We start from the raw sequence: 23,121 nt of genomic DNA, 5'->3' as shown, positions 1-23,121 counted from the left end.
GCCTGCGAAAGCCAGTTTACGCGAGCCCGCGCGCTTTCCATAAGCGAAACACCGCCGGCAGCACCAGCAGCGTCAGCAGCATAGCGCTGACCATGCCGCCCACCATGGGCGCGGCGATGCGTTGCATCACCTCCGAGCCCACACCCGAGGCGATCATCACCGGCACCAGGCCGATAAACACGGTGGAAGTGGTCATCAGTACCGGGCGCATGCGCTGCCCGGCGCCGCGGCGGATTGCCTCGTCCAGGTCAGCAGTAGACAGCGGGCGCCCGGTAGCCTCCGCGTCATCGCGCACTGCCTGCCAGGCCTGGTTCAGGTACACCAGCATGATCACGCCGATCTCCACTGCCACACCGGCAAGGGCGATAAAGCCCACCCCAACCGCCACCGACAGGTTGTACCCCAGCCAGTACAACAACCACAGGCCACCGATCAGCGCGAGCGGCAGGGTGCCCATGATCACCAGCACCTCACCGACACGGCGGAAGCTCAGGTACAGCAACAGCAGGATGATGCCCAGGGTAAAGGGCAGCAGCAGGCCCAGGCGCTCCTCGGCCCGCTGCATGTACTCGTACTGGCCCGACCAGCGCAGCGAGTAGCCCGCCGGCAGATCCACCTGTTGTGCGACCAGCGCCTGCGCATCGCGGACCCAGGTACCCAGGTCGACACCGGCAATATCGATATAGACCCAGCCATTGGGCCGCGCATTTTCGGTCTTGATCATGGGCGGGCCGTCCTGCACCTCCACCTTGGCCACGTCCCCCAGGGTCAGGTGGGTGCCGTTCGGGGCGACCAATGGCAGCTGGCGCAGCCGCTCGGGTGAGTCGCGCCACGACTGCGGGTAACGCAGGTTGATGGGGTAGCGCTCCAGCCCCTCCACCGTCTCGCCCATCTTCTTGCCGCCCACGGCGGTATCCACCACCGCCTGCACATCGGCGATATTGAGGCCGAAGCGTGCCGCGGATGTACGGTTGATATCGATATCGATATAGCGCCCCCCGGCAACCCGTTCGGCATAGACCGAGGTAGTGCCGGGCACCTGGCCGAGCACCTGCTCGAGGCGGGTACCGATTTTTTCGATTTCGGCCAGTTGCGGCCCGGCGATCTTGATGCCCACCGGGGTCTTGATACCGGTGGCGAGCATGTCGATACGGGTCTTGATCGGCATGACCCAGGCGTTGGTCACGCCCGGCAGCTGCACCGCTGCGTCCAGCTCCGCGCGCAGCTTTTCCGAGGTCATCCCCTCACGCCATTCGTCGCGTGGCTTGAAACGGATGATGGTCTCCACCATGGTCAGGGGCGCCGGGTCAGTGGCGGTCTCCGCGCGCCCCATCTTGCCCCATACCTGCGCCACCTCCGGAACGGACTTGATCATCTTGTCGGTCTGCTGGAGCAGTTCGCGCGCCTTGCCGATGGAGATGCCAGGGTGGGTACTGGGCATATACATCAGGTCGCCTTCATCCAGCGGCGGCATAAATTCGCTGCCGAGCTGGGATAGCGGGTAAAGCGCACTGGCCAGCAACAGCAAGGCAGACGCCACGACACCCTTGGGGTGCCGGATGGCGAGCGCCAGGGCCGGCCGGTACAGGGCGGTGAAGAACCGATTGAGCGGGTTTTGCCCCTCCGGCTTTACCTCGCCGCGCACGAAGTAGCCCATCAGCACCGGCACCAGGGTGATGGCGAGGCCTGCCGCCACGGCCATGGCGTAGGTCTTGGTGTACGCCAGCGGCGCGAACAGGCGCCCCTCCTGGCCCTCGAGCGCGAACACCGGCAGGAAACTGAGTGTGATGATCAGCAGGCTGAAAAACAGCGGCGGCCCGACTTCCTGCGCGGCCCGGCCAACCACCTGCCAGCGGTTTTCCTCCGTGAGCGGTGTGCGCTCCATATGCTTGTGCAGGTTCTCGATCATCACAATCGCACCATCCACCATGGCACCGATGGCGATCGCGATACCGCCGAGGCTCATGATATTGGCGTTGATACCCTGCAGGCGCATGATCAGGAAGGCCCCCAGGATGCCAAGCGGCAGGCTCAGCGCCACCACCAGCGACGAGCGCAGGTGGAACAGGAACAGCGCACACACCAGCGCCACCACGATGAATTCCTCCAGCAACTTGCGCCCGAGGTTGTCCACCGCACTATCAATCAGGGTGCTGCGGTCGTAGGTGGGCACGATTTCCACCCCTTCCGGCAGGCTGCGCTGCAGTTCAGCCAAGCGACTGGTCACTCGCTCGATCACCGCCCGTGCATTCTCACCGAAGCGCATCACGATCACGCCACCTACAGCCTCACCCTCGCCGTTTAGCTCGGAAATGCCGCGCCGCATCTGCGGGCCCAAGCGGATATCGGCCACGTCGCGCAACAATAGCGGTGTGCCGCTCCGGCTGACGCCCAGCGGCAGCTGCTCGAGGTCCGCGACACTCTGGATATAGCCGCTGGCCCGCACCATGTATTCGGCTTCCGCCATTTCCACCACCGAGGCACCGGACTCGCGGTTGCCGCGCTGGATGGCATCCTGGATCTGGCCCACCGTCAGGTCGTAGGCGCGCAGCTGCTGCGGATCCACCTGCACCTGGTACTGCTTCACCATTCCGCCCACGGTCGCCACTTCGGACACCCCGGGCAGGGTCTGCAGCTCGAACTTGAGGAACCAGTCCTGCAGTGAGCGCAGCTGCGCCAGGTCGTGGTTGCCACTGCGATCCACCAGCGTGTAGCTGTAAATCCAGCCCACCCCGGTGGCATCCGGGCCCAGTTCCGGCGCGGCGCCCTCTGGCAGGCGCGGAGCCACCTGGCTCAGGTATTCCAGTACCCGCGAGCGCGCCCAATACAGGTCGACGTCATCATCGAAAATGACGTACACATAGGAATCCCCGAAGAAGGAGTAGCCGCGCACCGTTTCTGCGCCGGGCACCGACAGCATGGCGGTGGTCAGCGGGTAGGTGACCTGGTCTTCCACCACCTGCGGCGCCTGCCCGGGAAAACTGGTCTTGATGATCACCTGCACATCAGACAGATCCGGCAGGGCATCCACCGGCGTGTTGCGCAGGCTCCAGAGGCCCCCCAGTGCCAGCGACAGTGCCGCCAGCAACACCACGAAGCGGTTGTGCAGTGACCAGTGGATAACGCGCGCGATCATGGCTGCTCACCCCGGGACACAGGACGTACCGCGATGATTTCGTATTTGCCATCCGGGCGTTCGCGCAGCTGCACTTCCACCGTCAGCTTGCCCTGCAGCGCGCGACGCATGTCCGCCTGCGCGGCCTCCAGTACATGGAAACCCATGCGCATTTCCGGCCAGCCCCATTCTGGCACCGGGCCGTGATCGACCCGCGCATAGTGGTTGTCGTCCGGCATGCTCAGCACCTGGGCAGTGGCCCAGGGCGCGGTCTGAACACGGGTACCCTCGATACGCGACAGGTCGGCGCTGACACTGGACTCGGAATCCAGCAGGAACTGGGCCGAGACCACCACCCGCGCGCCCTCTTCCAGGCCCTGCAGGATTTCCACCCGCTCGCCGAATTCGCGCCCGGCCAGCACCCGCACAGAGCGATAACGGCCGTCGCCTTCGGAAAGCACCACCCGGTCCATGTCTCCGGTGCGGATCAGGGCAGTGCGCGGAACCGTCAGGGCATCAACCCGCGCCCCGTCCAGCTGCACCCGCACGAACATGCCAGGGCGCAAGGCCTTGTCCGGGTTGTCCACCGCGAGGCGCACGCGCAGGGTGCGGGTCTCCTCGTCGAGCTTGGGCAGTACCTGGGTCAGGGTACCGGTCCAGCTGCGCCCCGGGGCAAAGTCGCCCTGGATTGTGGCCTTGTGCCCGACCTGTACCTGGCCGCCCTGTTTGGGGAACAGCTCGCCCTCCACCCACACGGTCTCCAGCGGCCCGACGCTCAGTAGCGCAGTGGCCTCGGTGATATACATGCCGTCACGCACCCCCAGCTGGTCGACATAGCCGCTGGCGCCGGCGTAGAGCACGATGGTCTCGCTGGCACTGCGGGTTTCCTCCACCCGACGCACCTGGTCTGCCGGGATGCCCAGGCTGCTGAGGCGCTCCCTGGTCGCGTCGATCAGGGTCTGGTTACCACTTTCCAGCGCGGCCACCAGCTCCTGCTGGGCCTTGATCAGTTCCGGCGAATAGATCTCCACCAGCGGCTGTCCCTTGCGGACCCGGTCGCCCTCGGCGCGCACCCAGGATTTCTGCACCCACCCACTGAGGCGGGTGTGCTCATGGTGCAGCTTGTCCTCGTCCAGGCGCACCAGGCCAACGGTCTCCACGAATGTGGTGACGGTACCGCGCTGCACCTGCGCCGTGCGCACCCCCAGGTTGTTCTCTACCTGTGGGCTGATGCTGACAGTGCCGGCCTTTTGCTGCGACTCATCGCCCTCGTAGACCGGAATCAGGTCCATCCCCATCGGCGATTTCCCCGGTTCGTCGCGGCGGTAGTTCGGGTCCATCGGTGCCACCCAGTACAGGATTTTCCTGCCACCCTCGGCCGTCTCGCCTGCGGGGTCTTTTTCGGCCAGCCACCAGCCCGCCGCGAGGCCGGCCAGCAGCGCGAGGCCAATCAATAGATAGGTTTTTTTCATTTGCGATTGCTTCATCTTTGCCTGCCAGCACTTATTTGGTGTTTTCCCGCTGGCCGGCGGCCAGGTAGTAACGGATCCGCGCCAGCGCGCGGTAATAGCCATATTCGATCCGGCGCGCGCTGATCTGGGCCTCGATGGCGTCCATGCGCGCGGCGATCACCGCATCCAGGTCAGCGGTATTGGCTGCATAGCCGGCCAGTACCGCATCGGCGGTATGGTCTGCCTGAGCCAGCAGTTCCCCCCGGTACTGGGACAACCGCTCGGCGTAGGTATTGGCCGCAGCCACGGCGGCGTTGAGGCCGGCGTGCATCTGCTGCTGCAGGCCCTGGCGTTGCAGGATGCCGGCACTCTCCCGCGCCCGTGCGGCCGCCACGCGCCGGTCCTGGCGTTTACCCGTAAAAAGGGGCAGGTCGACCGAAACCATGGCACTGAAGAAATCACTGCCGTCACTCATGGGCGTCTCGTCGCGCTGGCCGTAACTGAGATCCACACCCCACTGCGGCTTGTAGGCTTCATTGGCAATCGCCACCTGGCGTGACTCGACCTCTATCCGGGCCTCCGCGGCCTGCAGGGCGGGATGGGCCTCGATACTGGCGACAGGTACCGGCAGCGTCTGCGCCGCGAGCCAGTCAAGGGTTTCCGTCCAACCGGGCAAGCTTGTGTCCACCGGCCCCCAGGCAGCGCTGTCGAGCCAGCGGCTCAGGGTGCCGCGCGACCGGTTGATCGCGCCCTCGACCTCGCCGAAGCGATCGTCCAGGCGCGCCAGCGCCAGCTGCGACTGCAGCAGCTGCTGAGACTGGATCTGCGCACTGGCAAGGCGCGCACGGTTGTAATCGACCAGCTCCGCCAGCCAGCGCCGGTTTTGCCCCAGCAGGGCGCGGGTCTCGAGCTGTTCGGCGAGGTTGAGGAAGGACTCACTGACCATTAGCTGCAGGCGCAGCTCGGCATCTGCCACGGCAGCGAAGCCCGCTTCGGCCACCAGTTCACCGCGCTCACCGGCGAGCCGCGCACTGTTACCGCGCGGCAGGCGCTGGCTGATACCGATGACTTTCTGGGTCATGGGCTGGTCGTTGAAATCGAAGCTGTCCAGCGGCAGGTTGGCAACACCAAACCTGAGAGTCGGGTCGGACCACTGGGCATCGGCAACGGCCGCCTCCCGCTGCGCTTCCGCGCGATGGAAGGCGGCAGCATTGTCCGGGTCATTTTCCAGTGCCATGCGCACGGCCTGCGCCAGGCCCAGCGGCTGCGCAAGAGCGATCAGCGGCGTATTAAGAACCAGCACCGCGCACGACAGGCGCAGGGTGCGAGTGAGGTATCCCATGGGGAGATTTCCTGTACTGCGATTGGGGTTCAGGTGCGCGGGCGCACCAGCTCAGGGGCAGTTCAGGCGTGGATTGGTGGGCGCAGGAGGTTATCCGGCTCGTTCCGGGGCGGAGCGATGGAAGTCGAGTCGTGCTCAGGGAATAGACCGGACAGCACCAGAAATCCCGGCGCGGGCGCTACCTGTGCGGAAACGCTGGCGGCGGCTGCGGCACAGCCCAGCTGGCACAGGCCGTCCATCTGTACAGGCGCCTCTACAGAAACCTCAGCAAACTCCGCTGCCGGTGCAGCGGTACCGTCACAGCAGGGCATACTGGCGTGATCCATGTCAGCGTGGCCCATGCCAGCGTGTACTGTGCCCTCCACCGGAATGTCGTGATGGCTCTGGTGGTCCTGATGCGAACCCATTTCACCGCCACAACCAGAGGGCGCCGCCAGGGCGAGGCTCTGGGCGCTGAAGAACAGCAGCAATGTCAGGGCAATAAATGAGCGCATGGCAGGATTCTAGGCCGGCTCGCATCGGCGAGGCAAGTCGGGGTAAAACAATCGTTTTAAATATTGATCAAAAAGCCGCCAGTCGTGTTAAACTGCGCCGCCTGCCCGGGGTTTGCCCGGGCCACATGCAATAACTCTAACAACGCTGTGAGAAGTGACATGAACGACATCGACGACGAACTGCCGCAACCGAGCGGAATCCTTGCTCTGCAGACCCTCGCCATGCCAGCGGATACCAATCCGCAGGGCGACGTCTTTGCGGGCTGGTTGATGTCACAGATGGATCTTGCCGGTGCCATCCTGGCCCAGAAGATTGCCCGCGGCCGCGTCACCACGGTGGCCGTCGGCAGCATGGTATTCCTGCGCCCGGTCCCGGTGGGTTCCACCATCAGCTGTTATGCAGACCTGCAGGAAGTAGGGCGCTCATCCATCCGCACCATCGTGGAAGTGTGGCTGACCCACGTGCACAGTGGCGAGCAGGTCAAGGTTACCGAGGGCGAGTTCGTATTCGTCGCCATCGACGACCGCGGCCGCACCCGCCCGGTAGAGCAGCCAGAAGCCCTTAGCGTCTAGAACAAGCCCTTAGCGCCTGAGAAAAACCAGAAAGAGCCCTTAGCGCCTGGAGCAAGCCCTTAGCGTTTAATCCTGCTTCAGCTGATTCAGCTCGCGGGTGTCGTAATAGGCCCGCTCGCTGATCTCATGATAGGCCGCCGCCTCGGCACCAAAGGCCTTGAAGGCTTCGTAGACCCGCGCAAATACCGGGTCCTTTGCGGCGGTCTCTTCCATCATCTCGCGGTTGATCTTCGCCAGGTAGGCAATCACATCGTCCGGCAGGCGCCGGAGCTGAACCTCGTGGTTGTCCACCAGCTCCCGCAGGGCCTTGTTGTTGCGCGCGGTGTACTCATCCAGCATGTCCTGGCTGGCGTCCCGCGCGGCGGCGCTGACAATGGCCTGCAGGTCTTCCGGCAGTGACTCGTAGGCGTCCTTGTTGACGATGAATTCCAGCACCGAACCCGGCTCGTGCCAGCCCGGGTAGTAGTAGTATTTGGCCACCTGATGGAAACCGAATGCCAGGTCATTGTACGGACCCACCCATTCGGTTGCATCGATCACCCCTGTCTGCAGGGCGGTGTAGAGCTCCCCGCCGGGAATGGTCACTGCGGTGCCGCCGGCACGGTTCAGCACCTCGCCACCGAGGCCCGGAATGCGCATCTTGAGGCCCCGGAGGTCGTCGACCGAGTTGATTTCCTTGTTGAACCAGCCCGCCATCTGCACACCGGTGGAGCCGCCGGCAAACGGGATCAGGTTGAACGGCGCATAGATCTCGCGCCACAGCTCCAGGCCGCCGCCGTAGTGCAGCCAGCCATTCATTTCCTGTGCGTTGAGGCCGAAGGGTACCGCAGTGAAGAATTGCGCCGCCGGCAGTTTGCCCTTCCAGTAGTAGGCCGCGCCGTGGCCCATCTGCGCAGCACCATCCGAAACCGCACCGAACACGCCCATGGCAGGCACCAGCTCTCCCGCACCCAGCACCTTAACCTGCAGGCGGCCCGCGGACATTTCATCCACCAGCCTGGCGAAGCGCTCCGGCGCACTGCCGAGGCCGGGGAAATTCTTCGGCCAGGTAGTGACCAGCTTCCACTCGTACTGGGCATCCTGCCGCGTAAAAGCGCTGGCTGCATTCTGTGACTGGTCGCCGGCGCTGCGGTAAACCAGCGCGGCAAATGTGGCCACCAGCAGTGCCAGCAGGCCGAGGATGACGATCGGGTACCAGTTGATTTTTTGGGTGTTCATATTCTTATAGTTTTAAAGATTGGTCCGTTTGCAGCTTCAGAGCGGCTGTAGTTTCGCCATGGACAGCATCAACCACTTGCTGCCCTCATCATCGAAATTTACCTGCACACGCATACGCGCGCCACTCCCCTCGAAATTGATCACCGTGCCCTCGCCGAAGACCGGGTGCTCGACGCGGCCACCCAGTGACAGTGCGGGCAGGTTTTCGTCATCCGGCGCCGGGTCGGAGAAACCGTTGATGGCGCCGGGCTTGCGCCCGAAAGCGCCACCGCGCGGCTGGAACAATGGTCGCGAAACCTCGGTCTTGAGGCGCACTTCCTCGATGGTATCCACGGGAATCTCGCGGACGAAACGCGATACCGGGTTGAAGGTCTCCTGGCCGTGCAGGCGGCGGCTCTCTGCATGGGTGATATAGAGCTTTTCCATTGCACGGGTAATACCCACGTAACAGAGCCTGCGCTCTTCCTCCATGCGGCCCGGCTCGCTGGCCGACATCTTGTGCGGGAACAGGTTTTCCTCCACCCCGGCCATGAACACCAGCGGGAACTCCAGTCCCTTGGCCGAGTGCAGGGTCATCATCTGCACAGCGTCCTCGAACTCGTCGGCCTGACCCTCGCCGGCATCCAGCGCCGCACTGTCGAGGAACTGGTCCAGCAACGGGCGCTCCTCGTCTTCATCGCCGTCAAAACTGCGACAGGCGCTCACCAGTTCCTCGAGGTTCTCCGCACGGGTCTGGCCTTTTTCACCCTTCTCGTTGCGATGGAATTCCAGCAGGCCGGTCTTGTTCAGCACCAGCTCGGCAATTTCCGCCAGCGGTTGCTGGGTACTTTCCTCGGCCACAGTATCCACCAGGTCGAGGAAGGCCTGCACCGCGTTGGCCGCGCGTGACGCCAGGGCGCGCTCGGCTACCAGCTTTTTGGCCGCGTCCCACATGGAGTAACCCTGCATGCGCGCGCATTCGCGAATCGCATCGACACTACGCGCACCGATGCCGCGTGTCGGTGTGTTCACCACCCGCTCGAACGAGGTATCGTCATCGCGATTGCTGAGCAGGCGCATGTAGGCGAGGGCGTTCTTGATTTCCAGGCGCTCATAGAAACGCTGGCCGCCGTAGATACGGTAGGCAATCTTTTCCCGCAGCAGCGCCTCTTCCAGCACACGCGACTGGGCGTTGGAGCGATACAGGATGGCGATGCTGTCCAGGCGGCGCCCGCTCACGGTCCAGTCGCGGATGCGCTCAACGATAAAGCGCGCCTCGTCCTGCTCGTTGTAGGCCGCGTACAGGGAGATGGGTTCACCCTTGGCGCCCTCGGTCCACAGCTGTTTGCCCAGGCGACCGGCGTTGTTCTCAATCACGCCGTTGGCGGCCTTGAGAATGGTGCTGGTGGAGCGGTAATTCTGCTCCAGGCGCACGGTCTGCACGTCGTGCATGTCCTGCGAGAACATCTGGATATTCTCGATGCGCGCGCCGCGCCAGCCGTAGATGGACTGGTCGTCGTCGCCCACGGCAGTCAGCTTGCAGCGATCGCCGGCCAGCACCCGCAGCCAGGCGTACTGGATGGTGTTGGTATCCTGGAACTCGTCCACCAGTACAAACGGGAAACGCTGCTGGTAGTGGGCGAGTAATGACGGGTTGTTGAGCCACAGTTCGTGCGCGCGCAGCAGCAATTCACCGAAGTCCACCAGGCCACCGCGCTGGCAGGCCTCCTCATAGGCGCTGTAGATCCGCACCATGGTATTGGCCCAGGGATCCGCCCCCGGATTCACATGCTGCGGACGCAGGCCTTCATCTTTTTGGGCCCCGATCCACCACTGGGTCTGGCGTGGCGGCCACTGCTTGTCGTCCAGCTGAAGTTCATTCTGCACCCGCTTGATCAGGCGCAGCTGGTCGTCGCTGTCCAGAATCTGGAAGTTCTGCGGCAGCCTGGCTTCCTGCCAGTGCTGCTTGAGCAGGCGGTGGGCCAGGCCATGGAAGGTACCGACCCACATGCCGAAGGTATTGATACCGAGCAGCTCCTCGATGCGCGCGCGCATTTCCTTGGCAGCCTTGTTGGTAAAGGTCACCGCCATGATCGAATGGGCGGAGGCACCCTCCACCTGCATAAGCCAGGCAATGCGATGCACCAGTACGCGGGTCTTGCCGGAACCGGCGCCGGCGAGCACCAGCTGGTTACAGGGCGGGGCGGCAACAGCTTCGCGCTGGGCATCGTTGAGGGGGTCGAGAATCTGAGATACGTCCATGCGCGGGATTGTAACAGAGGGTGGGGCGCTTTACTGTGCAAATAAACAGGTCCTGTGATCACTTGCGGTCCGGTCGGTAGGACCTTTCAAGACACGCTGTGAACACATCCCTGTGCGCTCGACGGCCGCGTCCATGCGGCCGACGGTCTTGAAAGCTCCTCCCAGCCAGCCCGCATAACCAGTCCCCTGAAAAGGATTTCGAACCCTGACCGGTCTCGAAACACCATTCCCGCCGGCCCCTCAACCATCGGCCCTTACGACAATGGCTACGATTTGCGGCAATAGTGATAAACTGGCGCACTTTTCAGGCATATAAGGCTGTGGTCCGTGAAGCCGGCAGAACTAACCCAGAAAATCAGCGACAACATCACCACCATGCGCAAGTCCGAGCGCAAGGTAGCTGACTATGTCCTCGCCAACCTGAACGACATTATCCATATGCGGATTGTCGACCTGGCCACCGAGGCCCAGGTGAGCGAGCCCACGGTGGTGCGCTTCTGCCGCGCCATCGGCTGTAACGGCTTCCAGGATTTCAAGCTGAACCTGGCCCAGCAGCTGGCCGCCAGCCCCAGTTTTGGCCAGATCGCGGTGACCGAGGCGGACAGCATCGGCCAGTACACTCACAAGGTGTTCGACTCCACCATCGACACACTGGTGAAGGTACGCGACCAGGTCGACCCGGCCGCACTGGACGCCGCCATCCGCGCCATCGAGAACTCCAAAAGGGTGGAGTTCTTCGGCTTTGGCGCCTCCGGTGCAGTGGCGTCGGACGCACAGCACAAGTTCTTCCGCCTGCAGCTTGCCACCGCGGCACACGCCGACCACCATATCCAGAACATGTCGGCGATGAGCATGAAGCCCGGCGATGTGGTGGTGGCCATCTCCCAGAGCGGCCGCACCAAGGCGCTGCTGCACTCGATCGAACTGGTGAAGGCGCAGGGTGGTATCGTGATCGGCCTGGCCCCGAGCGGGTCGCCTGTGGCTCAGGCGGCGACCATTCCGCTGGAAGTGGATGTGGAGGAGGACACCGAACTCTACACCCCGCTGTCTTCACGTATCGCCCACCTGGTGGTGATCGATGTACTGGCGATCGGCGTGGCCCAGCGCAAAGGGCCGGAGCTGCAGGAGCACCTGCTCAAGCTCAAGCAGGGCCTGCGCGACCTGCGCAAGCAGCCCGAAGACCAGTCCAGGTAAGCCACTTCCCGTATTTCATTGCCGCGCCATCCGTTTACGGCGCGGCGGAGCCACCCCATGAGCGCTGATTCACCCGGGCCAACCCAGGCACCTGTCGCTGCTATAGCACCCAAGGGCCTCGCCCTGTGGCTGGCGGCACTGGTGTCACTGACACCGTTTGCGATCGACAGTTACCTGCCGGCGATTCCCGCCATGGCCGCGGCCTTCGGCACCAGCGTGGCGCATATCCAGCAGTCGGTTTCCAGTTACCTGCTCGGTTTTGCCCTGGGCCAGCTGCTGGGCGGCCCGCTGTCGGATCGCTATGGCCGGCGACTGATCGGCACTACCGGCCTGCTCGCATTTATCACCGCGACTGTCTGCATCCTGCTGGTAGACAGGGCCGACACACTGGTGTTGCTGCGCTTCCTGCAGGCAGCTGGCGGTGGTTTTGCCACCGTCATCAGCGCGGCCATCGTGCGCGACCTGTTCCACGGCCGAGAGGCGGCGCGAATTTTCTCCATCATTACTTCCATGATGCTGCTGGCACCGCTGGCGGCACCGGTGATCGGCTCGCTATTGCTGGTGCCGTTCGGCTGGAAAAGCATTTTCGTATTCCTGCTGGCCTACGCCGCGCTGATGCTCGTACTGGTGCGCGTGCTGCTGCCGGAAACGGTTTCCAGCTACAAACGGGCCAAGCGCCAGCGCCAGCCCGCGCGACAGCTGCTCGGCAATTACCGCACCGTGATCCGCAACCGACGTGCCATGGGCTTCCTGCTGACCCAGTCGCTGGTGAGCGGCACCCTGTTTGTGTACATCACCACCGCGCCGTTCGTGTTCATGGAATTCTTCAGCGCAAACGCGGCGACTTTCCCGATCTACTTCGGCATGTGCGTGCTGGGGCTGGCGCTCACCATCCAGCTGAATATCCGCTTGCTCAGGTACTTCGAACCGGGACGCATCCTCGTCGCCGGGGTGATCCTGCACCTGCTCGGTACCGTGCTACTGCTTCTGGTGGCACTGACCGGTGTGCGCGAGATCCTGGTATGGATGGTGCCCCTGGTGATCGCAATCGGTGCCATCGGCATTACCGGGCCGAACTGCTCGGCCTGTTACCTGGAATTTTTTCCGAACATCAGCGGCAGTGCCAATGCGCTCTACGGCGCGACCCTGTTTATTGCCGGTGCGATCCTGGGCGCCCTGGCCAACAGCCTACACACCGGCAACCTGGTGCCCATTGCGGCGCTGATGGCGCTGTGCGCAAGCGCGGCACTGTTCAGCGCACTGGTACTGGCACGTGCGCACCGGCCGATCGCACCAGAGTAACCACCACCCGCCGCGTCATGCGGCCACTGGCGCTTTACCTTATACTGAAGCGCCAAAACCATCTCAGGATCATTCCCCCCATGCGCTCTGTTCTGGTCGTTTTTGCACACCCGCACCTGGAAAGCTCGCGCATCAATCGCGCGATGCTGCAGGCAGCTGGCACAGTGCCTCATGTAACGGTGCGTGACCTGTATGAGTGCTATCCGGATTTCTATGTCGACGTGGCACAGGAGCAGGCTCTGCTGCGCAATCACGATGTGGTGGTGCTGCAGCATCCACTGTTCTGGTACAGCTGCCCGGCACTGATGAAGTAATGGATGGATTGCGTATTTGAGCCGGGATTTGCCTTCGGCGAAGGCGGTATCGCATTGCGCGACAAGTACCTTTGCAATGCAGTCTCCACCGGTGCCAGCCTGGAAGCCTATAGCGAACCCGGTGCCTCGCTGGAGCAATACCTGTTACCGTTCCGGCAGACAGCGGCATTCTGTGGCATGCGCTACCTGCAGCCTTTTGTGGTGCATGCCCCCCACGAAATGCGTAATGATGACAGCGAAGTGAAAAAAACGGCGCAGACCTATGCCCGCGCGCTGTCGTTTCTGACCAAGGCCAATAAATTCGATATCTGTGAATTCGGTGGCGGCCAGTACCTGAATCAACAGATCAACCCCTGACACAGGCTCCAAAAAAAGTACGCCATGGAACACGGCAATATTCTCGTCCAGATCAGTATCTACCTGCTTGCGGCAGTGATCGCGGTACCCATCTTCAAGCGTCTCGGACTCGGCTCGGTGCTCGGCTACCTGGTGGCGGGTGCGCTGATTGGCCCGCATATCTTCGGCCTCGTTGGCGAACAGGAAGACGTGATGCACTTTGCCGAGTTTGGCGTGGTGATGATGCTGTTCCTGATCGGGCTCGAACTGCAGCTGAAAAAACTCTGGGATATGCGCGGGCCCATCCTGGTAGTCGGCAGCGCACAGGTCCTGCTGACCAGCGCCGTATTGATTGCCGTTGCACTGGCCATGGGACTGCAGATGCGCGAGGCCATCACCGTAGGCATGGTGCTGTCACTGTCGTCCACCGCCATTGTGTTGCAGACGCTGTCCGAGAAAGGGCTGATGAAAACCGAGGGCGGTACCGCGGCCTTCTCGGTGCTGCTTTACCAGGATATCGCTGTCATCCCGATGCTCGCACTGCTGCCGCTGCTGGCGCCCTACGAGATCCGCACCGGCGAGGGGCTCAGCGGCTGGCAACAGACACTGGTGGTGGTGGTTTCACTGGTGGGTATCCTGCTGGCAGGACGCTACCTGCTCGGGCGTTTGTTGCGGCGCGTTGCCGGCAGTCGCCTGCGCGAGCTGTTTATTGCCACCGCGCTATTGATAGTGGTGGGCATCGCCGCATTGATGAATGCCATCGGCATCTCGCCGGCACTGGGCGCATTTATCGCGGGCGTTGCGCTGGCGGAGTGTGAATACCGGCACCAGCTGGAAGCTGATATCGAACCCTTCAAGGGTCTGCTGCTGGGGCTGTTTTTCATTACGGTGGGCGCGAGCATCGACTTCGGCCTGATTGCCAGTGAACCGATGCTGATCTTCGGCCTGGTGGCCATGCTGGCGGTGGTCAAGTTTGCGATCCTGTTCGGGCTGTCCAAGGTTGCCGGCATGTCACCGGGAGAGAATTACCTGTTTTCCTTTTCGCTGGCGCAGGCCGGTGAATTCGGTTTTGTGCTGCTGGCATTTGCCGGCCGTCACGAAATTGTTTCCGAGGACCTGAAAGGAATACTGGTGGCAGTGGTAGCGCTGTCGATGGCCACCACACCGCTGCTGATGTTGGTGCATGAAAAGCTGGTGCAACCGCGCTTCCTGCGCGGCGAGAGCGATCGCGAGGCGGATGAGATTCCCGATACCGACACGCCGGTAATCATCGTCGGCTACGGCCGCTTTGGCCAGATTACCGGTCGCCTGCTGAACCTGTGCGGATTCGAAACCACGCTGCTGGAGCGCAACGCGGAACAGCTGGATCTGGTGCGGCGCTATGGCATCCGCGCCTTCTACGGCGATGCATCACGACCGGAGCTGCTCAAGGCTGCCGGTGCGGACAAGGCCAAACTGCTGGTCCTGACCCTGAACAACCAGGCAGAGTCACTGGCTATTGTCGACCAGGTCCGCACCCATTTCCCGCACCTGAAAATCCTGGCGCGGGCGCGCAACCGCATGCACCAGTACGCACTGATGGAAGCGGGGGTGACCCATGTGTTCCGCGAGACGGTGGACAGCGCACTGGCGATTGGTGAATGCGCGCTGCGGCTACTGGGCTGGCGCGCCAGCCGCGCACGCCGCGCGGCGCTGGAGTTCAAGGCCTACGACCAGCGTATGCTGGAGCAGCTGTTCCCCTACTGGAAAGATGAGTCACAGCATATCGAGAAAACCAAGGCCTATCGCGAGCAGCTGCTGCAGGCCCTGCAGGAGGACCGGCGCGAGGTGGACCTGCACCTGGACGGTCACTGGGAGAGTGGGCAGGGGAGCAAACCCGGTCTGTAGATGAGTGGGGTCAGAGCCGGGATGTGTGGGGTCAGAGCAAAAGCTCTGACCCCGAGGGTCCCGATTTTCGATTTATGGGGTCAGAGCTTTTGCTCTGACCCCATAAATCCTTGGCTCTGACCCCGTAGATCAAAAAAAAAGGCCCGGGAGAGGGCCTTTTTTCATTGCGTTTGCCTATTAGACGAGCAATTCGGCAAATCACGCAAAACGATTTGTGACCAAACAAAAGAATCCGTTCACTGATATGGGTTACTCCACTGTTACCGACTTGGCCAGGTTGCGCGGCTGGTCCACATCCGTGCCCTTCAGCACCGCCACGTGGTAGGACAGCAGCTGCAGCGGCACGGTTAGCAGGATCGGCGCGAGACTGTCCGGCAGTTCCGGCAGGTCCACGACCGTCACGTTTTCCTCGTCGCGGAAACCGGCATCGCGGCTGGCAAATACAAACAACTCGCCCCCACGCGCCTTCACTTCCTGAAGGTTGGACTTGAGCTTTTCCAGCAGCTCGTCGTTGGGCGCCACCACCACAATCGGCATGTCCGCATCCACCAGTGCGAGCGGGCCGTGCTTGAGCTCCCCGGCGGGGTAGGCCTCGGCGTGGATATAGGAAATTTCCTTCAGCTTGAGCGCACCCTCCAGCGCAATCGGGTAGTGCACTCCGCGGCCGAGGAACAGGGCATGGTGCTTCTCGGCAAACGCCTCGCTCTTGCGCTCGATCACGCTGTCCAGTGACGCCACTTCCGCCATCAGCTGCGGCAGGCGGTGCAGGTCGCGCACCAGCTCGGCCTCGCGCTCATGGGCCATGCCGTTGAGTTTTGCCAGGGCGATAGTGAACAGCTGCAGCGCCACCAGCTGCGTGGTGAACGCCTTGGTGGAGGCGACGCCGATTTCCGGGCCGGCCTCGGTCATCAGGCACAGGTCGGATTCCCGCACGAGAGAGCTGTTGGGGACATTGCAGATCGCCAGTGAGGACAGGTAGCCCTGGGACTTGCCCTGGCGCAATGCCTCCAGGGTATCCGCAGTCTCGCCACTCTGGGAGATGGTCAGGAACAGGGTGCCGGGGCGGACCGCAGTCTTGCGGTAGCGGAACTCGCTGGCCACCTCCACCGAGCAGGGAATGCCGGCCCAGTCCTCGAGCCAGTAGCGCGCCACCATGCCGGCGTGGTAACTGGTACCACAGGCGACGATCTGCACATGCTCCACCTGCGGCAGGATTTCGCGGGCACGGGCGCCCAATGCCTGCTCCAGCACACTGGTATCACTGATCCGCCCGCGCATGGTTTCCGCCACGACTTCCGCCTGCTCGAAGATTTCCTTCTGCATATAGTGGCGGTAGCGACCCTTGTCGGCGGTACCGTGGCCACCCTGGATCTTGTTGACCGGGCGGCTGACTTCCTCGCCAGCAGCATCGTGCACGCTGATCTGGTCGCCGGTGATCAGGGCGATATCGCCCTCTTCAAGGTAGATAAAGCGGTCCGTCACCTGACGCAGCGCCAGTGTGTCCGAGGCGATAAAGTTCTCCTCGATGCCCACACCCACTACCAGCGGGCTACCTGAACGGGCGCACACCAGTTTGCCCGGCTCTTCGGCGCTTACCACGCCCAGGGCATAGGCGCCCTTCAGTTCCTTGCTGGCATCGGTCACCGCCTGCAGCAGATCCTTGCCGGTGGCCACGTGGGAATGGACCAGATGCACCACCACTTCGGTATCGGTGTCGGAGCGGAACTCGTAGCCGGCCTCCTGCAGGCGGCTGCGCATTTCCTCGTGGTTCTCGATGATGCCGTTGTGCACCAGCGCGATATTGCCGGACTGGTGCGGGTGGGAATTGGCGTCCGACGGTACCCCGTGCGTCGCCCAGCGGGTATGCGCAATGCCCAGGTGGCCAGATGCCGGTTCCTCGTGCAGGCGCTTCTCCAGTTCCGCCACCTTGCCGATGCGCTTGCGCAACTGCAGGCTGCCATCGCCATTGACCAGGCATACGCCGGCCGAGTCATAGCCGCGATACTCCAGGCGGCGAAGGCCCTCCAGCAGGATCTCGGTCACATTACGCTGGGCAACCGCCCCAACGATTCCACACATAGTCAGTCCTCACTTACCGGAAGCGTCGCGCGCTTCCATCGTTATCTCGTTATCCAGTTCGGCCACCACCAGGGTCACGCCGCGCTGCTCCAGCGCAGCACGTGCTTCTGCGCTGATACTGCTGTCGGTGACCACCGTGGAAACTTTCTCCCACGGCAGTTCCAGGTTGGGAATCCGGCGCCCGATCTTGCTCGACTCCGCCATCACCACGACCTGGCGGGCCACTTCCGCCATCACCCGCGACAGGCCGACCTGTTCATTGAACGTGCAGGTGCCACGCTCCAGGTCGAGCCCGTCGGCACCGATAAATGCCTGGTCAAAGTCATAGCTGCGCAGTACCTGTTCCGCCACCTGGCCCTGGAACGCCTCGAAGTGCGGGTCCCAGGTGCCGCCGGTCATCAACAGGGTGGGCTCGTTGTGGAGTTCGCGCAGGGCCGCGGCAACATGCAGGGAGTTGGTCATCACCACCAGGCCGCGTTTCTGTTCCAGCGCCGGTATCAGCGCGGAAGTGGTGCGGCCGTAATCGATGACGATGCGGTTGTGATCGCGCACCAGCTGTGCCGCTGCTGCGCCGATTGCACGCTTGCTGGCGGACACGGCGTTGTCGTCCACCACCTCGCGCGGCACCGGTACGGCGCCACCGTAGCGCCGCAGCAACAGGCCGTGGCTCTCCATGGCCGCAAGATCCTTGCGGATGGTGACTTCCGAGGTGGCGAAGCGACGCGACAACTGCTCGACGCTGATCTCGCCGGACTCCTGCAACAGCGCCAGTATCTGGTGGCGGCGCTGCGCGGTATTACGTTTTGACATGCTTATCTTTCGTTTTGAAACTTAGTTATTATCGTTGCGAAAGCAGGAATTTCAAGGCGAAAGCGCAGGATTCGCACGGAAGATTGTGCAAAGTCAGGGGTTTTTAATGATTTTAGAGCAATATTAGAGCCGGATCAGGGCTGATCCGGCTTTTTAGGCGGGGTTCAGCTTTTCTTGGTGGGCCGCTGCCAGCCACTGATATTGCGCTGCTTGCCACGCGCCACGGCCAGTTCGGCATCTTCCACATCGCGCACCAGGGTGGAACCCGCTCCGACGGTTGCACCGGCGCCGACTTTCACCGGCGCTACCAGCGCACTGTTGGAACCGATAAAGGCGTTGTCGCCGATCTCGGTACGGAACTTGTTCACGCCGTCGTAGTTGCAGGTGATGGTACCGGCACCGACATTCACATCCTTGCCCAGCTCGGCGTCACCCACATAGGAGAGATGATTGACCTTGGAGCCGGCGCCGATTTGCGCCTTCTTGGTTTCCACGAAATTGCCGATCTTGGCGCCGCGGGCCAGTGCCGTACCCGGGCGCAGGCGCGCGTAGGGGCCGAGGTTGCAGTCCGGGCCGACGTCGGCACCATCGATACTGGTAAAGCCGTTGACCACAGTGCCAGCCGCAATCTGTGCATTGCGAATGACACAGTTGGGACCCACCTGCACGCCGTCGCCAAGCACCACATCGCCCTCGAACACGCAGTTGATGTCGATACTGACGTCGGTGCCGCACTGCAGGCTGCCGCGAATATCGATCCGGGCCGGGTCCAGCAGGGTCACACCCTGGACCATCAGGTCCTGCGCCTGGCGCCGCTGGCAGGCGCGCTCCAGCTCCGCCTGTTGCAAACGGCTGTTGACGCCGGCCACCTCCACCGGGTCGCTGGCGCGTACGCCACTGACCGCCACACCTTCGGACACCGACATGGCCACCACATCGGTCAGGTAATACTCGCCCTGGGCGTTGTTGTTGGACAGCTTTGGCAGCCATTCCGCAAGCCGGTCCGCCGGCGCGGCAAGGATGCCGGTGTTGATTTCGCAGATTTGCAGCTGCTCGCCACTGGCATCCTTCTCCTCGACAATCGCCTGCACGCGGCCGGCGTTGTCGCGCACGATACGGCCATAACCGGCGGGGTTGTCCATATCCACGGAAAGCAGGGCTGGCCCGTGTTCCGCCGCTGCCAGGAGGCCCTGCAGGGTGCCCGCACGGATCAGGGGCACATCGCCATACAGCACCAGCGTGGTGGCGCCGGGGCGCAAATTTGGCAGTGCCTGCGCCACCGCATGGCCGGTACCGAGCTGCTCGGTCTGCTCCACGAATGCCACATCGCTGTTAGCGAAGGTTTCCCGTACCAGCTCCGCACCATGGCCAATCACCACCGTGATCTGTACATCACCGAGCGCCTTGGCGGCATCGACCACGTGGCCCAACATGGGTTTGCCCGCGATCGGGTGCAGGACCTTGGGCAGGTCGGAGCGCATACGGGTACCTTTGCCCGCGGCGAGGATGACAACATCGATGCTCATACTTCGTTCTCTTGTTCTGTTTTCCTGCGTCCCGCAGCGGGGCACTGAAGGGCGCCTATTCTGGAAGCTACATCACAGTTGGGCAAGCCACTGGCGCTATTTTTGCCGGATGGCGGGACAAACTTCTTTCCCTGGCGAAACCCCGTGGCGCATTCATCGGCCGTTCGTTAAAAAAACCTTTCCGGACATCAGAGCTCAGGGGCAGCCCCCTGCCCGGACATTCGCGCTCTTCCGCGGTATCGTTCCTACTGGAGAACCCCATGACAACCGAGATTTCCGAGGTAGAAGTAGAAGTAACTGCTGAGGCAACCCCCATCGATATGGCAAAAGTGGAAGCTTTTGCCGGCCGTGTGATCGGCGACCTGGCCGCAACCGGCGCGCAGGCGCTGGTCTATGTTGGCGACCAGCTCGGCCTGCTGGCAGCACTGGCAGAAGCGCCGGTGACCAGTGATGAACTGGCTGAAAAAACTGCACTCGATGCGCGCTATGTGCGCGAGTGGCTCAGTGGGCTGGCGGCGCACGGCTATATCGATTACGAAGCCGCCACAAAGAAATTCAGTATGCCGCCCGAACATGCCGCGGTGCTGGCGGATGACACCTCGCCAGCTTTTATGGCGGCAGCGGCGTCCGTGACACGGAGCATGTATCACTCGGCGGATGATATCGCAGAGGCATTCAGGACCGGTGACGGCTTTGGGTGGCACCAGCACCACCAGTGCCTGTTCCGGGGTACCGAGCGGTTTTTCCGCCCCGGTTACAAGACCTTCCTGATCGATGACTGGCTGCACAAGCTGGACGGCGTGGTGGAAAAACTCGAGCGCGGTGCGAAAGTGCTGGATGTAGGCTGTGGCCACGGCGCTTCAACGATCATCCTGGCCAAAGCTTTCCCGAACTCCGAGTTTTACGGCGTCGATTACCACGTCGACTCCATTGCCGCGGCAGAACAGGCGGCGATGGAAGCCGGGGTAGATGGCCGCACCCACTTTTCAGTCTGTACTGCGAAGGATATCGCCGGCGGTCCCTATGACCTGATCTGCTACTTCGACTGCCTGCACGACATGGGGGATCCGGTGGGCGCCGCGCGACAGGCACGGAACTGCCTGGCAAAGGACGGCAAACTGTTGCTGGTGGAGCCTATGGCGAAGGATGCGCTGGAAGATAATATGAACCCGCTCAGCGCATTGTTCTATGCCGGCTCAACTTTCCTCTGCACGCCGTGCTCCAAGTCTCAGGAAGTAGGCCTTGCACTGGGCGCGCAGGCTGGGCCGAAGCGACTGTCAGAAGTACTGAACCAGGCCGGATTCAGTGGCGTGCGGGTAGCCACCGAGTCCATGGCGAACCTGATCATCGAAGCAAAGATTTAAACAGAAGCATAGATTTAAATTGCCCCGCATTCAGGCGATGTAAACAAGGCCCCTCGATGAGGGGCTTTTTTTATGGCGGTCAACAGGCCAGGCGGTGCGTGGCCCTTTTTTCGGGTTTCGAGTTTCGAATTTCGATAACTACACTTCTGGCAGTCACCAATCCACCTCCAACAGCTTGCGACAAGGCGATGAAAACCCGACAAATAGGCGCCATTCGTGCGTTGTTTACTGCCCTGATACTGGCCGGCCTGCTCACTCAAGCGCCGCTCGCGTACCCGCGTGAAGACAACCTGACAAAATCACTCGGACATGTCAGTTTTGAAACAAGCTGCAGTCCGGCGCTGCAGAAACCCATACAACAGTCGGTCGCGCTGCTGCACCATATGATGTACGAACAGGCGCGCAATGCATTCCTGAAAATTATCGAGCAGGATAAAAGCTGCGCGATGGCTTACTGGGGTCTGGCCATGTCCCGTTTCCACCCGCTTTGGGCACCGCCGCTTGCCGCCGAACTCGCGGACGGTCGCGCGGCAATCGAAAAAGCACAGGCCATTGGTGGGTCAACACCAAGGGAGCAGGCATACCTCGATGCTATCGCAATTTTTTACGAGGGTTGGGACGCAGGTAATCACCGGGAAAAACTTCGCGCCTGGGAGAAAGCCCTGGGGGCAATTTACCGGGAGTTTCCTGGCGACATCGACGCCGGCGCTTTTTATGCCCTTTCCCTGCTCGCAACGGCACCCAAAACAGACAGGCAATACCGGCAACAGAGACGTGCCGGTGAGATTCTGGAATCCCTGCTCGAGCGCGCATCGCAGCATCCCGGGCTGCACCACTACCTGATTCACGCATACGACAACCCAATACTCGCATTACGGCCAAAGGCACTGGAAGTGGCGCGCGCCTACGACAAGATTGCGCCGGAAGTACCGCATGCGCTGCACATGCCAAGCCATATCTTCGTCCGGCTCGGAAAGTGGCCCGAAACCATCGACTGGAATATCCGCTCTGCACGCGCAGCACTGGCACAACCGGTCAGTGATGGCATGACATCACTGCACTATTACCATGCGCTGGATTACCTGATGTATGCACATTTACAGCAGGGTAACGACAGGGCCGCAGCTGCGGTGCTCGAACAGGTGATGGGAGCCGGCAAGGCACAGGACAGTTTTGCCTCGGCCTATGGCATTGCCGCGGCAAGGACACGCCTGCCACTCGAAACGCGTAACTGGGAAGTGGCGGCAAGCCTTGTGCCGCGCAGTCACAAGGGTTTTCCGTGGGACAAATATCCCTGGGCTGAGGCACTGGTGTATTTTGCCCAGGGTATCGGCGCCGCACGTAGTGGCGACAGTTCAGCCGCACGCAAAGCCGCCCGTAATATCAAGGACTTGCAGCAAAAGGTAGAGGCATCGAATGAACGGTACTGGGCCACGGTTACCGGTGCCCGGGAAATCGCTGTACGGGCCTGGGCAGATTATGCAGCCGGTGACGAAGAGCAGGCGCTGGCGATGATGGTACAAGCAGCGGATCTCGAAGACAGTGTGGATAAGCACCCGGTATCGCCCGGTTCGGTATTACCGGCACGGGAACTGTTCGGTGACATGCTGATGCTGGCAGGACGGCCGGCGGAGGCTTTGGTGGCCTATGAAAAATCCCTGCAGAAATCGCCCGGGCGCTACAACAGTTTGTATGGCGCTATCCAGGCAGCGACGCTGGCTGGAGAAACGGAGCGGGCCGCCCGTTATTTGAGGGCACTGGCCGGGCAACTGCATCCCGATAGCCAGCGCAGGCCACCCGAAAGCGGCAACGGTCAGCACTAGATTGTGCAAAAGGAAAATCCGGGCGAAAAAAAAGCAGCCGAAGCTGCTTTTT

General features: G+C 62.3%; 15 protein-coding genes and 1 pseudogene. 7 read left to right on the top strand and 9 right to left on the bottom strand.

Features of this window, described 5'->3' with window-relative positions; translation table 11 throughout:
* Nucleotides 1-16: 16 nt before the first annotated feature.
* From QSJ80_RS02010 to QSJ80_RS01995, 4 genes are all read right to left on the bottom strand, one after another.
* Nucleotides 17-3,136: an efflux RND transporter permease subunit gene (locus tag QSJ80_RS02010; RefSeq protein ID WP_285762594.1), complete on the bottom strand. Its 3,120-nt coding sequence runs from the start codon at nucleotides 3,134-3,136 to the stop codon at nucleotides 17-19.
* On the bottom strand, nucleotides 3,133-4,587 hold the full coding sequence (locus QSJ80_RS02005) for an efflux RND transporter periplasmic adaptor subunit (protein ID WP_285762593.1): 1,455 nt from the start codon (nucleotides 4,585-4,587) through the stop codon (nucleotides 3,133-3,135). The genes QSJ80_RS02010 and QSJ80_RS02005 overlap by 4 nt, the downstream gene beginning before the upstream one ends.
* A gap of 31 nt (nucleotides 4,588-4,618) precedes the next feature.
* Nucleotides 4,619-5,908 carry a TolC family protein gene (locus QSJ80_RS02000; RefSeq protein WP_285762592.1) on the bottom strand — a complete coding sequence of 430 codons (1,290 nt, stop codon included), beginning with the start codon at nucleotides 5,906-5,908 and terminating at the stop codon, nucleotides 4,619-4,621.
* Between the two features lie 62 nt (nucleotides 5,909-5,970).
* A complete protein-coding gene (locus QSJ80_RS01995) occupies nucleotides 5,971-6,402 on the bottom strand; it encodes a hypothetical protein (RefSeq protein ID WP_285762591.1) in 432 nt (143 codons plus the stop codon).
* Nucleotides 6,403-6,561: 159 nt separating this feature from the next.
* Between QSJ80_RS01995 and QSJ80_RS01990 the strand changes: the two genes are divergently transcribed.
* Entirely contained in the window at nucleotides 6,562-6,975 is a 414-nt protein-coding gene (locus tag QSJ80_RS01990) for an acyl-CoA thioesterase (protein ID WP_285762590.1), read from the top strand.
* Nucleotides 6,976-7,041: 66 nt separating this feature from the next.
* Here QSJ80_RS01990 and QSJ80_RS01985 read toward each other — a convergent pair whose 3' ends face one another.
* Together QSJ80_RS01985 and uvrD are read right to left on the bottom strand one after the other, a co-directional pair.
* Nucleotides 7,042-8,193 carry a TRAP transporter substrate-binding protein gene (locus tag QSJ80_RS01985; protein ID WP_285762589.1) on the bottom strand — a complete coding sequence of 384 codons (1,152 nt, stop codon included), beginning with the start codon at nucleotides 8,191-8,193 and terminating at the stop codon, nucleotides 7,042-7,044.
* A 36-nt stretch (nucleotides 8,194-8,229) separates the two neighbouring features.
* Nucleotides 8,230-10,434, bottom strand: a complete 2,205-nt coding sequence (uvrD, locus tag QSJ80_RS01980; protein WP_285762588.1) for a DNA helicase II — start codon at nucleotides 10,432-10,434, stop codon at nucleotides 8,230-8,232.
* A 327-nt stretch (nucleotides 10,435-10,761) separates the two neighbouring features.
* Here uvrD and hexR point away from each other — a divergent pair, with 327 nt between their 5' ends.
* The 4 genes and pseudogenes from hexR (at nucleotide 10,762) to QSJ80_RS01960 (ending at nucleotide 15,467) form a co-directional block, all read left to right on the top strand.
* Nucleotides 10,762-11,628: a transcriptional regulator HexR gene (hexR, locus tag QSJ80_RS01975; protein ID WP_285762587.1), complete on the top strand. Its 867-nt coding sequence runs from the start codon at nucleotides 10,762-10,764 to the stop codon at nucleotides 11,626-11,628.
* Nucleotides 11,629-11,685: 57 nt separating this feature from the next.
* Nucleotides 11,686-12,930, top strand: coding sequence for a multidrug effflux MFS transporter (locus QSJ80_RS01970; RefSeq protein ID WP_285762586.1), 1,245 nt, complete (start codon nucleotides 11,686-11,688; stop codon nucleotides 12,928-12,930).
* Between the two features lie 17 nt (nucleotides 12,931-12,947).
* Nucleotides 12,948-13,601, top strand: a pseudogene (locus tag QSJ80_RS01965) (NAD(P)H-dependent oxidoreductase).
* Between the two features lie 24 nt (nucleotides 13,602-13,625).
* Nucleotides 13,626-15,467: a monovalent cation:proton antiporter-2 (CPA2) family protein gene (locus QSJ80_RS01960; RefSeq protein WP_285762585.1), complete on the top strand. Its 1,842-nt coding sequence runs from the start codon at nucleotides 13,626-13,628 to the stop codon at nucleotides 15,465-15,467.
* A 249-nt stretch (nucleotides 15,468-15,716) separates the two neighbouring features.
* On the opposite strand, the gene glmS is transcribed toward QSJ80_RS01960, so the two are convergent.
* The 3 genes from glmS to glmU form a co-directional block, all read right to left on the bottom strand.
* A complete protein-coding gene (gene glmS / locus QSJ80_RS01955) occupies nucleotides 15,717-17,546 on the bottom strand; it encodes a glutamine--fructose-6-phosphate transaminase (isomerizing) (protein WP_285762584.1) in 1,830 nt (609 codons plus the stop codon).
* Between the two features lie 9 nt (nucleotides 17,547-17,555).
* Nucleotides 17,556-18,356: a DeoR/GlpR family DNA-binding transcription regulator gene (locus tag QSJ80_RS01950; RefSeq protein ID WP_285762583.1), complete on the bottom strand. Its 801-nt coding sequence runs from the start codon at nucleotides 18,354-18,356 to the stop codon at nucleotides 17,556-17,558.
* Between the two features lie 164 nt (nucleotides 18,357-18,520).
* Entirely contained in the window at nucleotides 18,521-19,882 is a 1,362-nt protein-coding gene (gene glmU / locus QSJ80_RS01945; RefSeq protein WP_285762582.1) for a bifunctional UDP-N-acetylglucosamine diphosphorylase/glucosamine-1-phosphate N-acetyltransferase GlmU, read from the bottom strand.
* A 260-nt stretch (nucleotides 19,883-20,142) separates the two neighbouring features.
* On the opposite strand from glmU, the gene QSJ80_RS01940 reads away from it, so the two are divergent.
* Nucleotides 20,143-21,246, top strand: a complete 1,104-nt coding sequence (locus tag QSJ80_RS01940) for a class I SAM-dependent methyltransferase (protein ID WP_285762581.1) — start codon at nucleotides 20,143-20,145, stop codon at nucleotides 21,244-21,246.
* Nucleotides 21,247-21,434: 188 nt separating this feature from the next.
* Nucleotides 21,435-23,069: a tetratricopeptide repeat protein gene (locus QSJ80_RS01935; protein ID WP_285762580.1), complete on the top strand. Its 1,635-nt coding sequence runs from the start codon at nucleotides 21,435-21,437 to the stop codon at nucleotides 23,067-23,069.
* Nucleotides 23,070-23,121: the final 52 nt, after the last annotated feature.

Origin of the sequence: Biformimicrobium ophioploci (assembly GCF_030270605.1) — a bacterium.
GTDB classification, from domain to species: Bacteria; Pseudomonadota; Gammaproteobacteria; order Pseudomonadales; family Cellvibrionaceae; genus Biformimicrobium; species Biformimicrobium ophioploci.
The sequence above is the reverse complement of the archived record's forward strand: the minus strand, read 5'-3'. Positions and strand labels throughout refer to the sequence as shown.